Source organism: Mesorhizobium sp. IMUNJ 23232 (genome assembly GCF_044326205.1).
Taxonomy (GTDB): Bacteria; Pseudomonadota; Alphaproteobacteria; order Rhizobiales; family Rhizobiaceae; genus Kumtagia.
The window spans coordinates 1-15666 of sequence record NZ_JBIRCY010000036.1 but is presented as its reverse complement, the minus strand read 5'-3'; the positions used below and the strand labels follow the sequence as shown (position 1 = coordinate 15666).

The window sequence follows — 15666 nt, the reverse complement described above, 5'->3', positions numbered from 1 at the left end:
CGTAGGCAGCGCGACTCGCGTCAGCGTCTACTAGTGAGGCCATCGTATTGATTTAATTTCATCTACAGTAAGGTGGTCAATTTCGTCAATATATGCGTCAAGAGATTCTTCGACATAGCGATTTCCCATTGGCCTGATACCCGTCTGTGAAAAAGATATTCCACACAATTCATCTGTATCTCTAACAATCTCAAAGTCACGGCCGAGTCTTGGAAGCCAGTTCGGAGTGCAGAGGAAAGCGTGGGCAAATTCGATATCTGACTTACGATCAAGAATCTTTTCAAGTATGTGCATATTAACGATAGGAATCTTAGTGGGGACAGGCGATTGAATTCCGCCATACCCGTCTATAATGACAATAGGCAAGTAAACAATCGATTTGACGTGCTTTGCCCTGTTTATGCGTTCATACTTCCTATCGATCTGTGACACCTTTCGGCGAATTGCCTTTAGTCTGTTTTGAACTTCTCCGGGGTCACCGGGCTGCAGCATCCAACGCAGTTCGCAGAGTAACGCGGTGTTTTTGTCTCGCTGTTTCACGACAAGATCAACCTCCTCCGGCCCGTCCGGTGTGGAAAAGAAAACATTTGAGGAAACGTCAAATTTCTTCTCAAGCGTATTGGTCAGACCTGCAATCATGCCTTTCTCAAAAACCTCGCTATGTGCATCAAAGGTAGCTGGTGATACTCTGGCGTGCAAACTGAGAACGTTCCGCGGCCAGTTTGACGATAAAAACATAGTCGACGGAAAGGCAATTTGATCATTACCAATTGGCATCAAGGGTTGAAGTACCGGATCCGGTGTACGGGTCATATGGCCGTAGGTAAACGCCTCAATCATTGCTCGTGTCGCTTTGATAGATAGGCCGGAAATACGGCAAATGTCAGTTTCCAAGTTTTTGATATTATTGATGTAACAAATCTGCGCCGCTCCTCCGTCATCGAGACGTGCCTTCTTTGCCCCCTCATGAATGGAAATCAAATGGTAGAGTCCGATTGCAGACAGACTTGCAAAAAAGCTTGCCGTTTCTTGCATATTACCCCAAGGGAAATACCAAGAATCTATCAAAAGTTCGGTCTCATGAAGAAATGTTTCGTACAATGGTTTTGCCAAAACCGTTATCAAGTTGTATCTTATGAGCCCCTTTCTTTCAGTAGCACGAGAAGCAACACTTTTAAATTCCTCACGCCAAGATACCTCGGTCCCATCTGCTAACTTGACTTTGTTACCAACAAAACATAGTACGAAGAACGTGAACGCGTTGGCCCGTCTGGAAGCTGCATGAACACTAAATTCTAGTGCATGAAATCTTGTGTCTATTTCAGTTTCGCTGGTATAAATCACATCATCATCACCCTTGTATAGCGTTATGCCGCCGTTGTGGTATTCATAAAATATCCTGGAAGCGCGCTCGTACTGTAAAGAGGCGCTTACAACATTCTCCATGGTAGAAATATGTTCAGCACGACTCCGTCGAAAGTCTTGAGCGATACCTTTCGATTTAGACGCCAGACGTAAGCGATTACGAAATGCGTATTTCAGTGCGTCAAGTCGAATAATAAGATCTGACATAACACTGCCAAAATCGTCAGACTTTAGTTTATTTGCAGATTCTTCTACTATTGACAAGTATATTATCTCATATAGGGTGCATACAAGTCGTTGCGCTTCTAAATCGTCAACGTTGGGAAAATCGACTGCAGCAAACGATGCGTCGATATCGGATTCGATAGCTTTAACATCGTCATCGGAAAGCGTTGATCGAGTCGGTTCGGTCACGGTAGTCACATAGGTTCGCAGGCAATATATGAACGCTTATCACCAACGAGTGTGGCTTCAAACGCCTAGTGCTAGCTATGATGAGGCTAGTGGGCCAAATCGACAGTCTCTAGCTCTCAACACGTCTCGAAGCTGAGCGACAGGATAGGTGAAACGAAGGTAACGAGAGAAGACGACATGCGCCGTCAAACGGAACGTTTATGAAGACGGAGTTCTTCGTGGTAGAGTTTAGGGGAGCTTGATCGGCTCAGGGTATACCACCTCGCCCACACCGCCTCCCAGTGCTAGCCTCCCCGCGCAACCGGATTGTTCTCATGCGCGGTTTCGACTTTTCCTCCTGGCAGACCATCCTGACCTCGATCGCCGGGTTGCTGCTGGTCACGCTGATCGGCATGGGCATCCGGCTGGTCATGATGATGACGCTGCAGCAGCGGCGCGAGCGCCAGAACCGGCAGATCAACGAGCGGCTGAAGGCGCTGATATCAGCCTACAAGGTCTTGGGCGGCTCCTTCACCGGCACGCTCACCGTCAGCCCGCTGCATTTGCGCGATCTTAAGCGCATAGCGGAGACCGAGGGCGCGGAGGCGCCGGGCGGCGGCACCGAGCGGGCGCGCCGCGTGCGCGACGCCGTTGAGGCCGCCCTTTCCGACATCGTGCTGTTCGGCACGCAAGCCCAGGTCGAACTCGCAGCCAGCGCCATGCGCGACATGGCCGGCGGCCGACCGGTCGAGGTGCACGCGCTGGTGGTCTCGCTGCGCAACTACATCCGCGAGGTGCTCGACCTCGACGCCATCCCGCAAACCGTCGTCATCCCCAACCAGGGCCCCGCCCGCCCCTCCGCCGCCAGCGGCCGGGGCGGCCGCGAGGGAGGTGGCGGCATGATGATGGGCGGCATGGGTCTTGGCGTCGGCCTCGGCGGCGAGACCGACCCGGCGGACAAGGGCTGAGCGCGCGCGGCCTGATCCAGCGTGTCTCGTCGACTCAGTCACGGCCGGCGGCCACGCCGAGATCGGTCCCGGCGTGCTCCGGCGCTTCGACGTCAGCCCGTCGCGTTCACGGACATCCACTTCGCGGCCGCCCAGACGAAATCCTTAAACTCCAGCCTGTCCGCCTCGACCTTCAGCTCACTACAAATCCCCGGCAGCGCGGCTTGAAAGGTTTTGTACTCGGCCGCGATCGCCGCACCTGACGGCAGTGGAGCGCCGCGCTTTGCGGCGTTGAGGAAACTCCGGACCTTGCCGATCAGAGTTTCGAGCTTGCCGCCATGCGCCTCGATGTCCTGGCCGGCGATGTCCGACATGAAAATCTGATAACGATAGGGTTCGGTGTCGAGCACGAGGCAACGTTTACGGGCTTGAATCTTGTCGCCGAACCGCTTGGCGCCGAGAAACAATCCAAGCTCCAGCGGCATGTTGAAACGCGGCAGGCCATTGCCGCCAAGCTCGGTGCGCGAAATATCGTGAATGCCCAGCGGGCACTCCTCGATGATCTTTTCGATCTTGGCAATGCGCGTGCCGCCGGAATCGATCACTTCCAGCGCGCAACGCGGTTTGAATCCGCAACGGGATACCGTGAAAGCAATAGCATGAAAGAACGGCAGATAGGCCGCATCGAACGGACAATTGATGAAGACCGGCTTCTGCCGGGCGACCAAATCTACCCCGCCTGCTCGGCGGCCTGACGGCGGCGCACCGCGCGGATCGCTTCTTCCAACTGCCGCACGGTGAAGCTCTTCGGCTTGAAATCCGGTTTCGGGATCAGGATGCCGTCTTCGGTCCGGCCGATAAACTGGCCGGTCTGCGACGACCGCCCCGTTCTGATTCCCCGAGTCTGTTTCGGCGCTTTGCTCATGACCCGAATATGATCGAAGCGACCGCTTCCTTCAAGCCATCTTCCGTTGCGGAAATTGCGTTACTTCCGCTCGAACCGCATCACCCAGTTCTTCTCCCAACTCGCGCCGCCATCCGCCGACATCGATTGTTCCCACACCGGGCTCTCGCCCGCCGTCCACAGGAAGCGCACCTTTACCGGCCGGCCGCCCTCGACATCGTCGCCGAAGAATTCCCCAACGCCGTTCTCGAACCGTCCGACGGTCGGCGGAAACAGGCGATAACTTTTGGTGTCAGACCAGTAGATCGACCACAATTGCGTCTCAGGGTTGTAGAGCCTGAGCGTCATGCCGGTGAAGCCGCGTGCCGGCACGAACATCTGGTCGAGGTTGCCGCCAAAGACGCCGTTGCCGTCCGGCATCACCTTCTCGACTTTCGAGGTGGCGTCGAAAAACTCCCACTCCGTCGAGCCGACCAGCCGGCCCTTCAGCACCTCGTTGCGGATCGTCCATTCCCCGATCAGGAAATCGAAATCGCCGAAGCCTAAATCATGCATGAAAAAATCTCCCCCCGATGTGGGCCGATCATAGCAGGCCCCTCCTGACACCAGACGGTCAGTATCCTATCTATAAGGAGCAATCCGAAGGTGCCTTGAACGTCGTTCATGTGCCCCTGCCCGGACGCCAGCCCAAACGGCCCTTTTTCCTGCTCATGTCAGGCCAAAACCGGTTTTTGGCGGCGAATGTCCGGCTTGTCGGGGGTCAATGTCCGGCTTAAAACACGATTTTGCCGGCGGATAGCGGACATGTCATTGATTGGGAGCGACTTTCCAGGCATGACATGCTTTCGAACAACGTTAGAAAACGCCTAGTCGTCCTTCAGAAACGTCGCCCAGTCGATCTTCAGATTGCCATCGTCCTCGGAGATGAAGCTGTTGGCGGGGATAGCCATGCGCTGCCTTGCGGCGCGCTCGCGGGCCCCGGTCAGCGCTCCCAGCGTCGACAGATTTCCCATGGAAAACAACTGGCTATAGGCAACAGCCAGGCCGCCGCAGTTGCGCAGCGCCAACAAATCCTCGGCCCCGATGGCGTTCAGCGCCGGCTCGGAAATGCGGAAAACGCCGTCGATCTTGCGGTTGCCGCCCTCCTCCTGCGCGGTGATCGGCCACGGCTCCAGCAGCTTCTTCTCCAGAAGCATCGCGCCCGCCGCTCGCACCGTCTGCAAACCCAGCCGAACCTTCGACAGCGTATCCACCGCCTCCTGCGTCTCGCGGGAGGGCGTTCCGTCGTGTGTAAAGAACGGAAACCCCTCCTCGCCGACCGCGGCGTCGCGGAGCAACCCACTGGATTCATTGACACAAAGGGCGAAGCCGCCATCCGCCTTCTTGCCCAGGCTGAACGGATAATGCTGCAACGCCGCCGGCACATAGGAGGCCAGCCAGCGCCCGTCCGGCGCCACGAAAAGGTTGTGCCCGACCTTCAGGCTGAACAGCGCCACCAGCGTCGGCGCCCCTTCCAGTTCCACAAATGCCAGCGGAAAGGCCCGCGCCATATGGATCATCTCGGCGGCGCTGACCGGCATCATGTTGAACGCCGCGGCGAAGTGGTAGTCGCGCGAGCGGAACCACTTCTTGTAGGTGTGCCGCTCGCGCGTCACCATATGCAGTGTATCGGCCATTGTCTCTCGTTTTCCTGCCCGCGCCGATGATGCCCGCCGGACCGCTCCCGCGCAAGCCATTCCGGCCAATGCATCCGGCCTTTCGGCGGCTCAGCCGCCATCGCCGAGGATGATGTCGAGGATCGACTTCTCGCTCTTGACCACCGGCCCGCCGACATCCGCCTTGGGCCTCGGTCTGGGGATCGAGGCGGTCGGCTGTTCGGCCGGTTCGGCCTCGATCCGTGCCGCCTGATCGACCGTCTCGGGTTGGGCGCGTGCTGCCCGCTCTGCCGTCTCCGGCTCGGCGCGCGTCGCCTGGGTCGGCCTGGACGCTTCCGGAACCGCAGCCGTTTCAGGGACTTGCGCGGCAGGCTCGATCAGCGTCGCGGTGTCCGGGACGCTTTGGTCGACGAGGTCCGGCGCCGCCTGCCAGCCTCCCGGCAGTTTTGCCACCTTCTGCCCCTCATGCGCCGCCGCCATGAATTCATGCCAGGCAATCGCCGGCAGCGCCCCGCCCGTCACCTTCTTCATCGGCTTGCCATCGTCGTTTCCGAACCAGACGCCGGTGGTCAGCTTCGCCGTATAACCGACGAACCAGGCGTCGCGCGAGTTCTGGCTGGTGCCGGTCTTGCCCGCCGCCGGCCAGCCGAACGCCGCCTTGCGCGCCGTGCCGTCCGACAGTGTCTCCGACATCATGGCGTTCATCATGCCGACCACATCCGGGCTGACCACCCGTGGCGCGCCGCCTTCCTTGTGCTCATAAAGCACGTCGCCGGCAGCACTGGTCACCCGCTGGACGAAATGCACGTCCGGCCGGTAGCCGCCATTGGCGAACGGCACATAGGCCGCCGTCAGTTCCAGCGGGGTGACCTCCGAAGTGCCCAACGCAATGGAATTGTTGGCCAAAAGGCTGGACTCAATGCCCATGCGCTGCGCCGCCTCGACCACCGACCCCGGCCCGACCTCCATGACCAGTTGCGCCGCGACCGAGTTCAGCGACTTGGCAAGCGCCGTCGCCAGCGTCACCCGGCCGTAATATTTTCCGTTGTAATTTTCCGGCGTCCATTTGCCGATGCGGATCGGCGCATCGTTGCGCACGCTGTCCGGCCGGCTGCCCTGTTCGAGCGCGGCGAGATAGACGAACGGCTTGAACGCCGAGCCCGGCTGGCGGCGCGCTTCCGAGGCGCGGTCGAACTGGCTGTTGGCATAGTCGTAGCCGCCGACCATGGCGCGCACCGAGCCCGCATCGTCGATCGCCACCAGCGCGCCCTGGCTGACATTCAGCTTCTTGCCGTTCTCGTCGACCAGCCGGCGGATCGAGGTCTCCGCAAGCTGCTGGAGCGAAAGGTCGATGGTCGTGTCGACAACGATGTCGGCACGCACGTCGCCGATCAGCGCCGGCAGTTCTTCCATGATGCGGTCGGCGACATAGTTCTCCGAACCCGTCCAGAATGCGGCAGCGCGGGTCGCCGGCGTGCTCATGGCGTTCGCCAGTTCCTTGTCGCCGATCATGCCTTCCTCGCGCATGGCGCCGAGCACCAGTTGCGCGCGCTGCTCGGCGGCCTTCGGGTCGCGGGCCGGCGACAGTTTTGAGGGCGCCTTCAACAGGCCAGCCAGAAGCGCGGCCTCGGCAAGCGTCACATCGCGCGCCGACTTGCCGAAATAGCGGCGCGACGCCGCCTCCACGCCATAGGCACCCGAACCGAAATAGACCCGGTTCAAATACATTTCGAGGATCTGGTCCTTGCTGTGTTCGTGCTCGAGCCACAGCGCCATCAAAACCTCCTGCACCTTACGCTCCAGCGTGCGGTCGGGCTTCAGGAACAGGTTTTTTGCGAGCTGCTGGGTCAACGTCGAGCCGCCCTGGGTGAAGCGGCCGCTGATCACGTTCCGCGCCATGGCGCGCGTCAGCCCGATGGGGTCAATGCCGAAATGCGAATAGAAGCGGCGGTCCTCGATCGCCATCACCGCCTGCGGGATATAGGGCGACATCTCGTGCAGGCCGATCGCCTCGCCGCCGGTCATGCCGCGATTGGCGACAAGCGAGCCGTCGGTCGAGACGATCTTGACATTGGGCGGCCGGTCGGGGACCGACCAGTCGGCGACGCTGGGCAATTGCGCGCCATACCAGGCGACCATCCCGGCGAGCCCTATGCCGCACCACAGCATGAGGACGCAGCACCAGTAGACCAGCCGGCCAAGGCGCAAGCCGCGACGCCTGGCGCGGCCCTTTGCCGGGGCCTTGTCTCTTGCGGTTCCGGCTGTCTTGCGGCCGGATGCGGCGCGCTTGCGTGGCGCGGGCACGACCCGGTCGTCCTCGTCGAGCGAGAAGTCCGTGGAGGATTTGCCACGGGGCGGCCCGTCGAAGGTCGGCTCGATCCGTGTCCCGTTCCCCTTTGCCATTGCCTGCGACTTAAATCCCGTTTGCTGAGCGGCAACCGGGTGGAGACTAAATGCGGCGATTTAAGGGGCCGTTAAGGGGCCGGATCGGAAAGCCGGGCGGTAACAAATTGTGGCACCGCTCACGCTTCACCAGCGCGGTTGCTGCTCTCGTCCGCCGGCCGCGACCAAGTGCCCGCGCCTCAAACCACGATGAAGTCGGCGGCCGTGAGGCTGAGGCCGCGAGTGAGCGAGGCGAACTTTACAGCCGCGAACCCATTGCCCGAGCCGTCCGCATCGTAGAACAGCGAACCCGAGTTCGAGTTGTAGAATATGCGATCGTCGGCGTCGCGGGGGCCAAGGAAATTGTCCTTGAACGCCGAGGCGTCCAAGGGCCCGGTCCCGAGTGCGGTGAAGATCGCGCTGTCGAGCTGGATCTGGTCGTCCGCCACGCTGAAGTCGGTGATCTTGTCGACGTTGCCGGCGCCAAGCGCGGTCGAGAACCGGAATGTGTCCGCACCACCCATGCCGACCAGGAAGTCGTTGCCGCCTGCTCCGTCAAGCACGTTGGCGCCGTCATTGCCACGCACGATCTGCGCGATCTCGTTGCCGGTCAGGTTGACGGCATAAGTGGCGTGCACCGAGGTGGTGTTCAGATATTCGACGCTGACGCCGCTGGCCAGCACGTAGTCGACGCCGGCGCTGACGCGGTCGTTGCCTTCACCAGCGACTTCGACGATCACCGCCCCGGCATTGTAGACCGAATAGGTGTCGTTGCCGCCGCCGCCGGTCAGCGTGTCGGCGCCGCCGACGCCGCCGTCGTTGAGGATGTTGTTGCCGGCGTCGCCGGTCAGCGTGTCGGCCAAGGCCGAGCCCTTCAGGTTCTCGATGTCGGTCAGCGTGTCGCCGCTGGCGTCGCCGGCCGAAACCTGCGGCCCCGACAGACCGAGATCGACCGTCACGCCCGCCGCCGAGCCTGCATAGCTGACGGTGTCGTTATCGGCCCCGCCATCCAGCGTCTCGGCCCCGGCACTGCCGAGCAAGGCGTCGTTGCCGGCTCCGCCATTCAGGATTGCCGCGCCGCTCAGGATATCGTTGCCGGCCAGGCCGTCCAGTGTGCCAGCGCCATTTCCTGTCAAGGAATCGTTGAAGGCCGAGCCGTTCAGGTTCTCGATGTCCGTGAGCGTGTCGCCAAAAGCATCGCCGGCCGAAACCTGCGGCCCCGACAGACCGAGATCGACCGTCACGCCCGCCGCGGAACCCGCATAGCTGACGGTGTCGTTGTCGGCCCCACCATCCAGCGTTTCGGCCGAAGCGCCGGCGAGCAAGGTGTCGTTGCCGGTCCCGCCGTTCAGTGTCGCGCCGCCGCTCAGGATATCGTCGCCGGCCAGGCCGTCCAGGGTGCCAGCGCCATTTCCTGTCAAGGAATCGTTGAAGGCCGAGCCGAGGGCGTTGGTGAAGCCCGTCAGCGTGTCGCCCTGGGCGTCGCCGCCACTGCCGGTGCCGGCGGCGAGGTTGACGCTTACTGCTCCCGACGAACCGGAATAGTCGGCCGTGTCGACGCCACCACCACCGGTGAGGGCATCGGCTCCGGCGCCGCCGATCAGGGTGTCGTCGCCCAGCCCGCCGGTGATTATGTCGTCGCCGAACCCGCCGGTGATGATGTCGTCGCCGGCCAGACCGTCGATGGTGTCGTTGCCGTCGGAACCGATCATGCGATCGGCTACCGCCGAGGCGACGAGCGAGATGCGGAACACGTCGAGGCCGGTGCCGTTGCCCTCGGCGCCCACTCCGGTGTCGGTCGCCTGCGTCTGGAAGGTGACGTAGCGGCCGTCTGCCGAGATCAAGGGCGTGCTCGAAAGATCGTTGAGCTCGGTGCCGTCGATAGCGACGGACAGGCGCGTCACGTTGCCGGTCACCGTATCCTTCAGGAAGACGTCGCGCCGCCCGTTGGTGTCGCCCTGCACCAGGTTGCTCGCGCCGCTGACGAAGACGACGTAGCGCCCGTCAGCCGAGATCACCGCCTGGTTCGACAGGACGTTGCTCTCGCTGCCGTCGGTGGCGGTGGATACCCGGGTGGTGGTGTTGGTCTGCAGGTCGCGGACAAAGATGTCGGCGGCGCCGTTGGTGTCGCCGGCGACCAGGTTGGTCGCAATGCTCACGAACACGACGTAGCGGCCGTTGCCGGAGATCGAGGCGCCGTTAGACACAGCATTTCCCGACCCGCCGGTGGTGGAGGCGGAGACCAGGGTGGTGGTGCCGGCGGCGATGTCGCGGACGAAGACATCGCCCACGGTGCCGTTGGTGTCGTTTGCCGTCAGGTTGCTGGCCAAGCTGACGAAGGAGACGTGGTTGCCGTCGTTGGACAGGCGGGCCACAGAGGAGGTGCCGTTGGCCTGCGACTCGTCGTCCGCCACCGAGATGCGGGTGACGAGGCCGGTCGACATGTTCTTGATGAAGGCGTCGTCGAAACCGTTGCTGTCGCCGGCCACCAGGTTGGTCGCGGCGCTCGCGAAGCTGATGAAGGCGCCGTCGCCGGTGACGTCGACATTCAGGCTGAGGCCGTTTGCCTGGCCGCCGCCCGAATCCGTTGAGACCCGGGTGGTCACGCCCGTCAGCGCGTCCCGCATGAAGAGGTCCGATGCGGCGTTGGTGTCGCCGCCGACAAGGTTGGTCGCCGAACTGCTGAAGAACACATAGCGGCCGTCATCGGTGATCGCCGCCACGCTGGAGGCGTTGTTGCCCTGCGTGCCGTCGGTGGCGGTCGAGAGCAGCGTCGTGGTGCCGGTCACCGTGTCGCGCAGGAAGACGTCGAAGAAACCGTTGGCGTCGCCGGCCACCAGGTTGGTCGCACCGCTCTCGAACACGACGTAGCGGCCGTCGCCCGACATCGGCCCGCCGACAGCGGCGGCATTGGCGCTGGCGCCGCTGCTGTCGACCGAGATGCGGATGAGCGAACTGGCGTTGACGGTCATTACGGGAAATCTCCACCCGGTCTGGTTGTGATGGCGGCAAGGGCTATCGGAACAAGCTGAACGAAAAGCTACGTTGAACGGTAAACTTTGTTCGCCCGCCGACCTTTATGTGTGCCTCTGTCTCGGCAATTCCCGGGTGTTGATTTTCCGCCGAGAACCGACCCTCGATTTCGAGGTTGCCGGATGCGCTGGAGCGTCGGCCTGGGTCAATGTCGCGCGCGGTCCACGGCGATCTCGAAGTCGCCGATAGCCCACGCGCCACCAGCGCCAGCCGCCGTTCCTGTCCGCCGGCCGCGACGAAACGCCCGCGCCTCAGACCACGATGAAGTCGGCGGCGGTGATGGCAAGGCCGGGGGCGAGCGTACCGAATTTCGCGGCCGCGAAAGCGTTGCCCGAGCCGTCGGCGTCGTAATACAGCGAGCCCGAGTTCGAATTGTAGAAGATGCGGTCGTCTGCATCGCGCGGGCCAAGGAAACTGTCCTTGAACGCCGAGGCGTCCAGGGCTCCGATCCCGAGTGCGGTGAAGATCGTGCTGTCGAGCTGGATCTGGTCATCAGTCACGCTGAAGTCGCCGATGCGATCGACATTGCCAGCGCCGAGCGCGGTCGAGAAGCTGAAGGTGTCCGCCCCGCCCATGCCCCAAAGGACGTCATCTCCGTCAGCGCCGTCGAGCACGTTGGCGCCGTCATTGCCGCGCACGAGCTGCGCCAGTTCGTTTCCGGTCAGGTTGATGGCGTAGGTGGCGAGCAGCGAAGTGGTGTTCAAATATTCGGCGCTGACGCCGCTGGCCAGCACATAGTCCACGCCGGCATTGACGCGGTCGCTGCCTTCTCCGCCGATTTCAATGATCACCGCGCCGGCATTGTAGACGGAATAGCTGTCGTTGCCGCCGCCGCCGGTCAGCGTGTCGGCTCCGCCGAAGCCGCCGTCGTTGAGGATGTTGTCGCCGGCGTCGCCGGTCAGCGTATCGACGAAGATCGAGCCCCTGAGGTTCTCGATGCCGGTCAGCGTGTCGCCGCTGGCGTCGCCGAGCGAGACCTGCGAGCCCGACAGGCTGAGATTGACGGTGACACCAGTCGCCGAGTTTGCGTAGCTGACGGTGTCGTTGTCGGTCCCGCCGTTCAGCGTCTCGATCAGGGAGCTGCCCAGCAAGCTGTCGTTGCCGGCTCCGCCGTTCATTACCGACCCGCCGCTCAGCCGATCGTTGCCGTCCTGGCCGTCCAGCGTGCCCGCGCCGATACCGGTCAACGCATCGTCGAAGGCCGAGCCGATGGCATTGGTGATACCCGTCAGCGTGTCGCCCTGGGCGTCGCCGCCCGTGCCGGTACCGGCGGCGAGGCTGACGCTCACCGCCGCGGATGAAGCGGAATAGTCGGCGGTGTCGATGCCGCCATTGCCGGTGAGCACATCGGCTCCCGCGCCACCGATTAAGGTGTCGTCGGTGAAAGATGATCCGATGAGAGTATCGTTGCCCGTCGATCCGATCAGGCGCTCTATGCCGGTCAGCGTGTCGCCCTGGGCGTCGCCATCGCTGCCGGTCCCGGTGGTGAGGTTGACGGTCACGGGCGCAGCAGAGGCGGAATAATCCGCCGTGTCCGCCAAACCCGCTCCGCCTTGCAAGGAGTCGGCGCCGCCGCCCCCGATCAGCCGGTCGTTTGCGGCGCCGCCGAGCAGGATGTCGTTGCCGTCATTGCCGCTGAGCACGTCGTCGCCGCCCTGGCCGTTGACCGTGTTAGCGCCGGCGTTGCCTGTAATATTGTCGCCGCTGGTATTGGAGCCGATCAGGTTGACGATGCCCTGCAGATAGTCGCCCTCGGCATCGCCGCCGAAACCTTGGGAGGCAGCGGTGAACTGGATGTTGATGCCCAGCATCGGGCGGACCTCGCTGACCGTCACCGACAGATCGATGGTCACGCCACCGACGGAGGTCGTGTAGTCGGCGGCGTCGATGCCTGAGTTGGTGATGACACCGGCGGCGTTGAGAAGACCGCCGATGATCGCGTCCGCGCCTTCGCCGCCGCGCACCACATCGTCGCCGGACCAGCCGATCGCGACATCGTCGCCGCCGAGCGCGTCGACGAAGTCGTTGCCGATGCCCTGGACAGGGCCGATGATGAGATCAGGGATAACCTCGGCGCTGTTGCTGCCGGTGAAAGTGGCCATGATGTCCTCCTCGCAAGCTGTCGGTGGTGAAATGATTGCGGCCGCCGGAAACCAGGCCCGACTCGGCTATCGAGGGTTGTATCGTAAAAATGACAAGCTTCCACCCGCCAGCGATACGAGGGGCGCCCGTCTCTTGGGTGATGGCTAAGAAATGATTGACCTCCGCAGTTGAAGTTTACCGGAGGCAGGACAGTTTGCCGTGCGATCCCAAGTGGCGGCGAGGCACAAATTCATACCTTGTGCCGGGAGCGTCGTGCTGGAGCCTTACGCCGAAAAGTGTTGGGAGCCATGACGATCCGCGAGCAGGACACGATTGCCCACCATGTGCGCACAATAGGGGCACGACGAGGGGGCTGGCCGCCCTGGCCGCCAAGCGCCCCTGGAGGCTTCGAACGGACTGTTCAGACCACCAGGAAATCAGAAGCCGTAAGCGCCGGCGCACCGGTGAGCGACGCGAACTTGACGTTGCTGAACGCGGTGCCCGAGCCGTCGGCATCGTAGTAGAGGTTGCCCGTGGCGGAATTGTAGATGATGCGGTCGTCCGCATCCTTCGGGCCGCCGGCGGTGTCCTTGAACGCCGAGGCGGCAAGCGCGCCCGCGGTCAGGGCCGTGAAGATTGCGTCGTCCAGGCGGACGGTGTCCGCTGCCACCTCGAAGTCGATGATGGTGTCGACGTTTCCGGCTGCATCCAGCGCGGAATTGAAGGTGAAAAAGTCGTTGCCCGAACCGCCCTTCAGCAGGTCGTTGCCGCCATCCCCTTTGATGATGTCGTTGCCGCCGCCGCCATTGATGACATTGACGGTGTTGTCGCCGTTCAGCACGTCGCCGAAACCGGAGCCGATGAGATTCTCGATAGACAGGTAGATGTCGCCCGCGGCATCCCCCGTATTGGACGCCTTGTTGGCGAGGCTGGCGACGACGCCGGCGGCGGCTCCGGCATAGGAGGCGGTATCGGTTCCGGCTCCGCCATCAAGAGTGTCGGCGCCGGCCGCGCCGGTCAGCGTGTCGTTGCCGTCGCCGCCGAGAAGGATGTTGTTGCGAAAGTTGCCCGAGAGCTTGTCACCGAAACCGGAACCTGTGAGGTTCTCGATGGACTCGAAGGTGTCGCCCGCCGCCTCGCCGGTATTGAGCGACGCATTGGCAAGGCTGACGGTGACGCCGGCCGCCGCGTCGGCGTATCGGGCCATGTCGATACCCGAACTGCCGCTGAGATGGTCGGCGCCGGCGCCGCCGGTGAGCACATCATTGTCGGCGCCGCCGAAGAGCTTGTCGTCGCCGACCCCTCCTTGAAGACTATCGTTGCCCTTGTTTCCCTGGATAACGTCGGCGAGAACGCCGCCCGTGAACGCGTCTACGCCGTCACTGCCGCTATGGAACCAGGGGAGCGTGTCGAAATAGGCCTGCAATGGCAAAGGGTCGCTTTGGAAGGCCTGGAATAACTCGTCGGCCAGGCTCGCCACATCCATCGACAGACCGGAGATCGTCAGCGCCGGCCGGAAAACGAACTCATTGCCGGGAAGCACGGTTCCCTCTCCATTGGTGATGCTGATGCTGGTGATGGTGCCGCTGACCGGCAGGCCATTCGTGTCATAGCCGATGTCGGTCCCCTGAACGACAATGCTGGACCGATCCAAGTCGAAATACCCCTCGCCCATAGCGTTATTCGGAACGCTCCGCCCATACACGAAGCCCTCGGCGGACGTATGTATCAAGGAACTGCTGCCGCCGCCGGCGTAGAAGAGTTGCTCGGCAGGGCCTTTGTAGCCGGAATTTGCGGGCGAGAACTGATTGACGATTGGCATTGATACTTCCTGCTTTTGCTGGTCGCACAGGCGGCAGCCGGCTGCGAGAGACTGAAAGGGGCCTCGCCTATCGAATAGGCAGAACACGATAAATGGAATTCAGGCTCCTATGCAATCTCTATTTGCACAAGGCGCATTGACGAATATACGAAGCGTTGTATCTTATATCCTCCGGCGCATAGGATCGGTTTATCTGTGTCCGACGGCTGGAAGGCGAGTCTGTTCTGCCTCCGTTGGATACATTACGGATCTCTTAAATAGGAAAAATCTCGACAATACATTGGGTTCAACGCCGAGCGCTGGCGTGGACTGCTTCGCCGAAGCCGCCATCGATATCCTCGCGGCGGTTCGAAAGCGATGGGGAGGCGGGAAGGGAAAGCGGTAACGCGCCGTGATCGGGGATCGGCCGACGGCGAACGGCGGGTCGGCAATCCGCTTTGTCAGGAAGATCGGTCGCCGGCGCCGGGTGGGCTCTCGCGCGGTTGCTTCGGCAGCCCTGCTACGTTCCGGGTGTATGTGGTCTGAAAGGCTCATGTCGCAGGCGATTCTTGTAGATACGGTTGAGCACGTCGCAGGCGGCTTCGGCGCTTGGCTTGGTGCGGGCCGTCAACGGGCTGCCGCCCAGCGAAGCCGGCTGATCCGCAATGGTGTCCCAAACGGTCCACCTGGCGGGTGAAATCTGGATGCACTGGAACCTGGGTGTTTTGACCATTCGGCCGCCTCGACCGTACAGCATATTTCCTGCGGCTGTCGCCATAGGAATGCGGTCGCAGCAGTGAGTGTCCGTCCGGGGACTTTGTGAGCGGGCAGAATCGGTTGTCGGATTTTGAGTTTCTGGTTTTGGATCGGTTGTGATTCCTTGTTCGGCATGATTCGAGAAGGAATGCGCCGATGTGGACCGCCGAGAACCGGGCTCGCTACAACCGTGATCATCTGCGTTATCCGAGCGATCTGACCGATGAGGAATGGGCGCTGATCGAACCGCTGATCCCGCCCGGCAGGCCAGGCGGCGGCAAGCGGAGCGTGAAGCTGCGCGAGGTGGTCAATGGGCTGATGTATGTGTTGTCGACCGGTTGCCAGTGG

11 protein-coding genes are annotated in these 15666 nt (G+C 61.9%); 2 read left to right on the top strand and 9 right to left on the bottom strand.

Going from position 1 to position 15666, the window contains the following annotated elements:
- Nucleotides 1-30 precede the first annotated feature (30 nt).
- Nucleotides 31-1779 carry a hypothetical protein gene (locus tag ACH196_RS23510; protein ID WP_396649371.1) on the bottom strand — a complete coding sequence of 583 codons (1749 nt, stop codon included), beginning with the start codon at nt 1777-1779 and terminating at the stop codon, nt 31-33.
- 314 nt (nt 1780-2093) lie between these two features.
- Here ACH196_RS23510 and ACH196_RS23505 point away from each other — a divergent pair, with 314 nt between their 5' ends.
- A complete protein-coding gene (locus ACH196_RS23505) occupies nt 2094-2726 on the top strand; it encodes a hypothetical protein (protein WP_396649370.1) in 633 nt (210 codons plus the stop codon).
- Between the two features lie 92 nt (nt 2727-2818).
- Here ACH196_RS23505 and ACH196_RS23500 read toward each other — a convergent pair whose 3' ends face one another.
- The 8 genes from ACH196_RS23500 to ACH196_RS23465 all read right to left on the bottom strand — a co-directional run bounded on the left by ACH196_RS23500 (nt 2819) and on the right by ACH196_RS23465 (nt 14583).
- Nucleotides 2819-3433, bottom strand: a complete 615-nt coding sequence (locus tag ACH196_RS23500) for a hypothetical protein (protein WP_396649369.1) — start codon at nt 3431-3433, stop codon at nt 2819-2821.
- Nucleotides 3434-3435: 2 nt separating this feature from the next.
- Nucleotides 3436-3630 carry a hypothetical protein gene (locus ACH196_RS23495; RefSeq protein ID WP_396649368.1) on the bottom strand — a complete coding sequence of 65 codons (195 nt, stop codon included), beginning with the start codon at nt 3628-3630 and terminating at the stop codon, nt 3436-3438.
- A gap of 60 nt (nt 3631-3690) precedes the next feature.
- Nucleotides 3691-4164, bottom strand: a complete 474-nt coding sequence (locus tag ACH196_RS23490) for a hypothetical protein (protein WP_396649367.1) — start codon at nt 4162-4164, stop codon at nt 3691-3693.
- 311 nt (nt 4165-4475) lie between these two features.
- Nucleotides 4476-5285, bottom strand: a complete 810-nt coding sequence (locus tag ACH196_RS23485) for a SapC family protein (protein ID WP_396649366.1) — start codon at nt 5283-5285, stop codon at nt 4476-4478.
- A gap of 90 nt (nt 5286-5375) precedes the next feature.
- Nucleotides 5376-7667: a PBP1A family penicillin-binding protein gene (locus tag ACH196_RS23480; protein ID WP_396649365.1), complete on the bottom strand. Its 2292-nt coding sequence runs from the start codon at nt 7665-7667 to the stop codon at nt 5376-5378.
- Between the two features lie 179 nt (nt 7668-7846).
- Entirely contained in the window at nt 7847-10618 is a 2772-nt protein-coding gene (locus ACH196_RS23475) for a beta strand repeat-containing protein (protein ID WP_396649364.1), read from the bottom strand.
- Nucleotides 10619-10930: 312 nt separating this feature from the next.
- Nucleotides 10931-12781, bottom strand: a complete 1851-nt coding sequence (locus tag ACH196_RS23470) for a beta strand repeat-containing protein (protein WP_396649363.1) — start codon at nt 12779-12781, stop codon at nt 10931-10933.
- A 401-nt stretch (nt 12782-13182) separates the two neighbouring features.
- Nucleotides 13183-14583, bottom strand: a complete 1401-nt coding sequence (locus ACH196_RS23465) for a calcium-binding protein (protein ID WP_396649362.1) — start codon at nt 14581-14583, stop codon at nt 13183-13185.
- 891 nt (nt 14584-15474) lie between these two features.
- Between ACH196_RS23465 and ACH196_RS23460 the strand changes: the two genes are divergently transcribed.
- Nucleotides 15475-15666 (top strand): transposase (locus ACH196_RS23460; RefSeq protein WP_396647233.1); only part of this gene is annotated, 192 nt, incomplete at its 3' end.

What these genes read in the sequence shown, in the direction of transcription:
- ACH196_RS23490 (WP_396649367.1), bottom strand. Translation starts at nt 4,164, where the DNA reads ATGCATGATTTAGGCTTCGGCGATTTCGATTTCCTGATCGGGGAATGG.
- ACH196_RS23505 (WP_396649370.1), top strand. Translation starts at nt 2,094, where the DNA reads ATGCGCGGTTTCGACTTTTCCTCCTGGCAGACCATCCTGACCTCGATC.
- ACH196_RS23485 (WP_396649366.1), bottom strand. Translation starts at nt 5,285, where the DNA reads ATGGCCGATACACTGCATATGGTGACGCGCGAGCGGCACACCTACAAG.
- ACH196_RS23470 (WP_396649363.1), bottom strand. Translation starts at nt 12,781, where the DNA reads ATGGCCACTTTCACCGGCAGCAACAGCGCCGAGGTTATCCCTGATCTC.
- ACH196_RS23495 (WP_396649368.1), bottom strand. Translation starts at nt 3,630, where the DNA reads ATGAGCAAAGCGCCGAAACAGACTCGGGGAATCAGAACGGGGCGGTCG.
- ACH196_RS23475 (WP_396649364.1), bottom strand. Translation starts at nt 10,618, where the DNA reads ATGACCGTCAACGCCAGTTCGCTCATCCGCATCTCGGTCGACAGCAGC.
- ACH196_RS23480 (WP_396649365.1), bottom strand. Translation starts at nt 7,667, where the DNA reads ATGGCAAAGGGGAACGGGACACGGATCGAGCCGACCTTCGACGGGCCG.
- ACH196_RS23465 (WP_396649362.1), bottom strand. Translation starts at nt 14,583, where the DNA reads ATGCCAATCGTCAATCAGTTCTCGCCCGCAAATTCCGGCTACAAAGGC.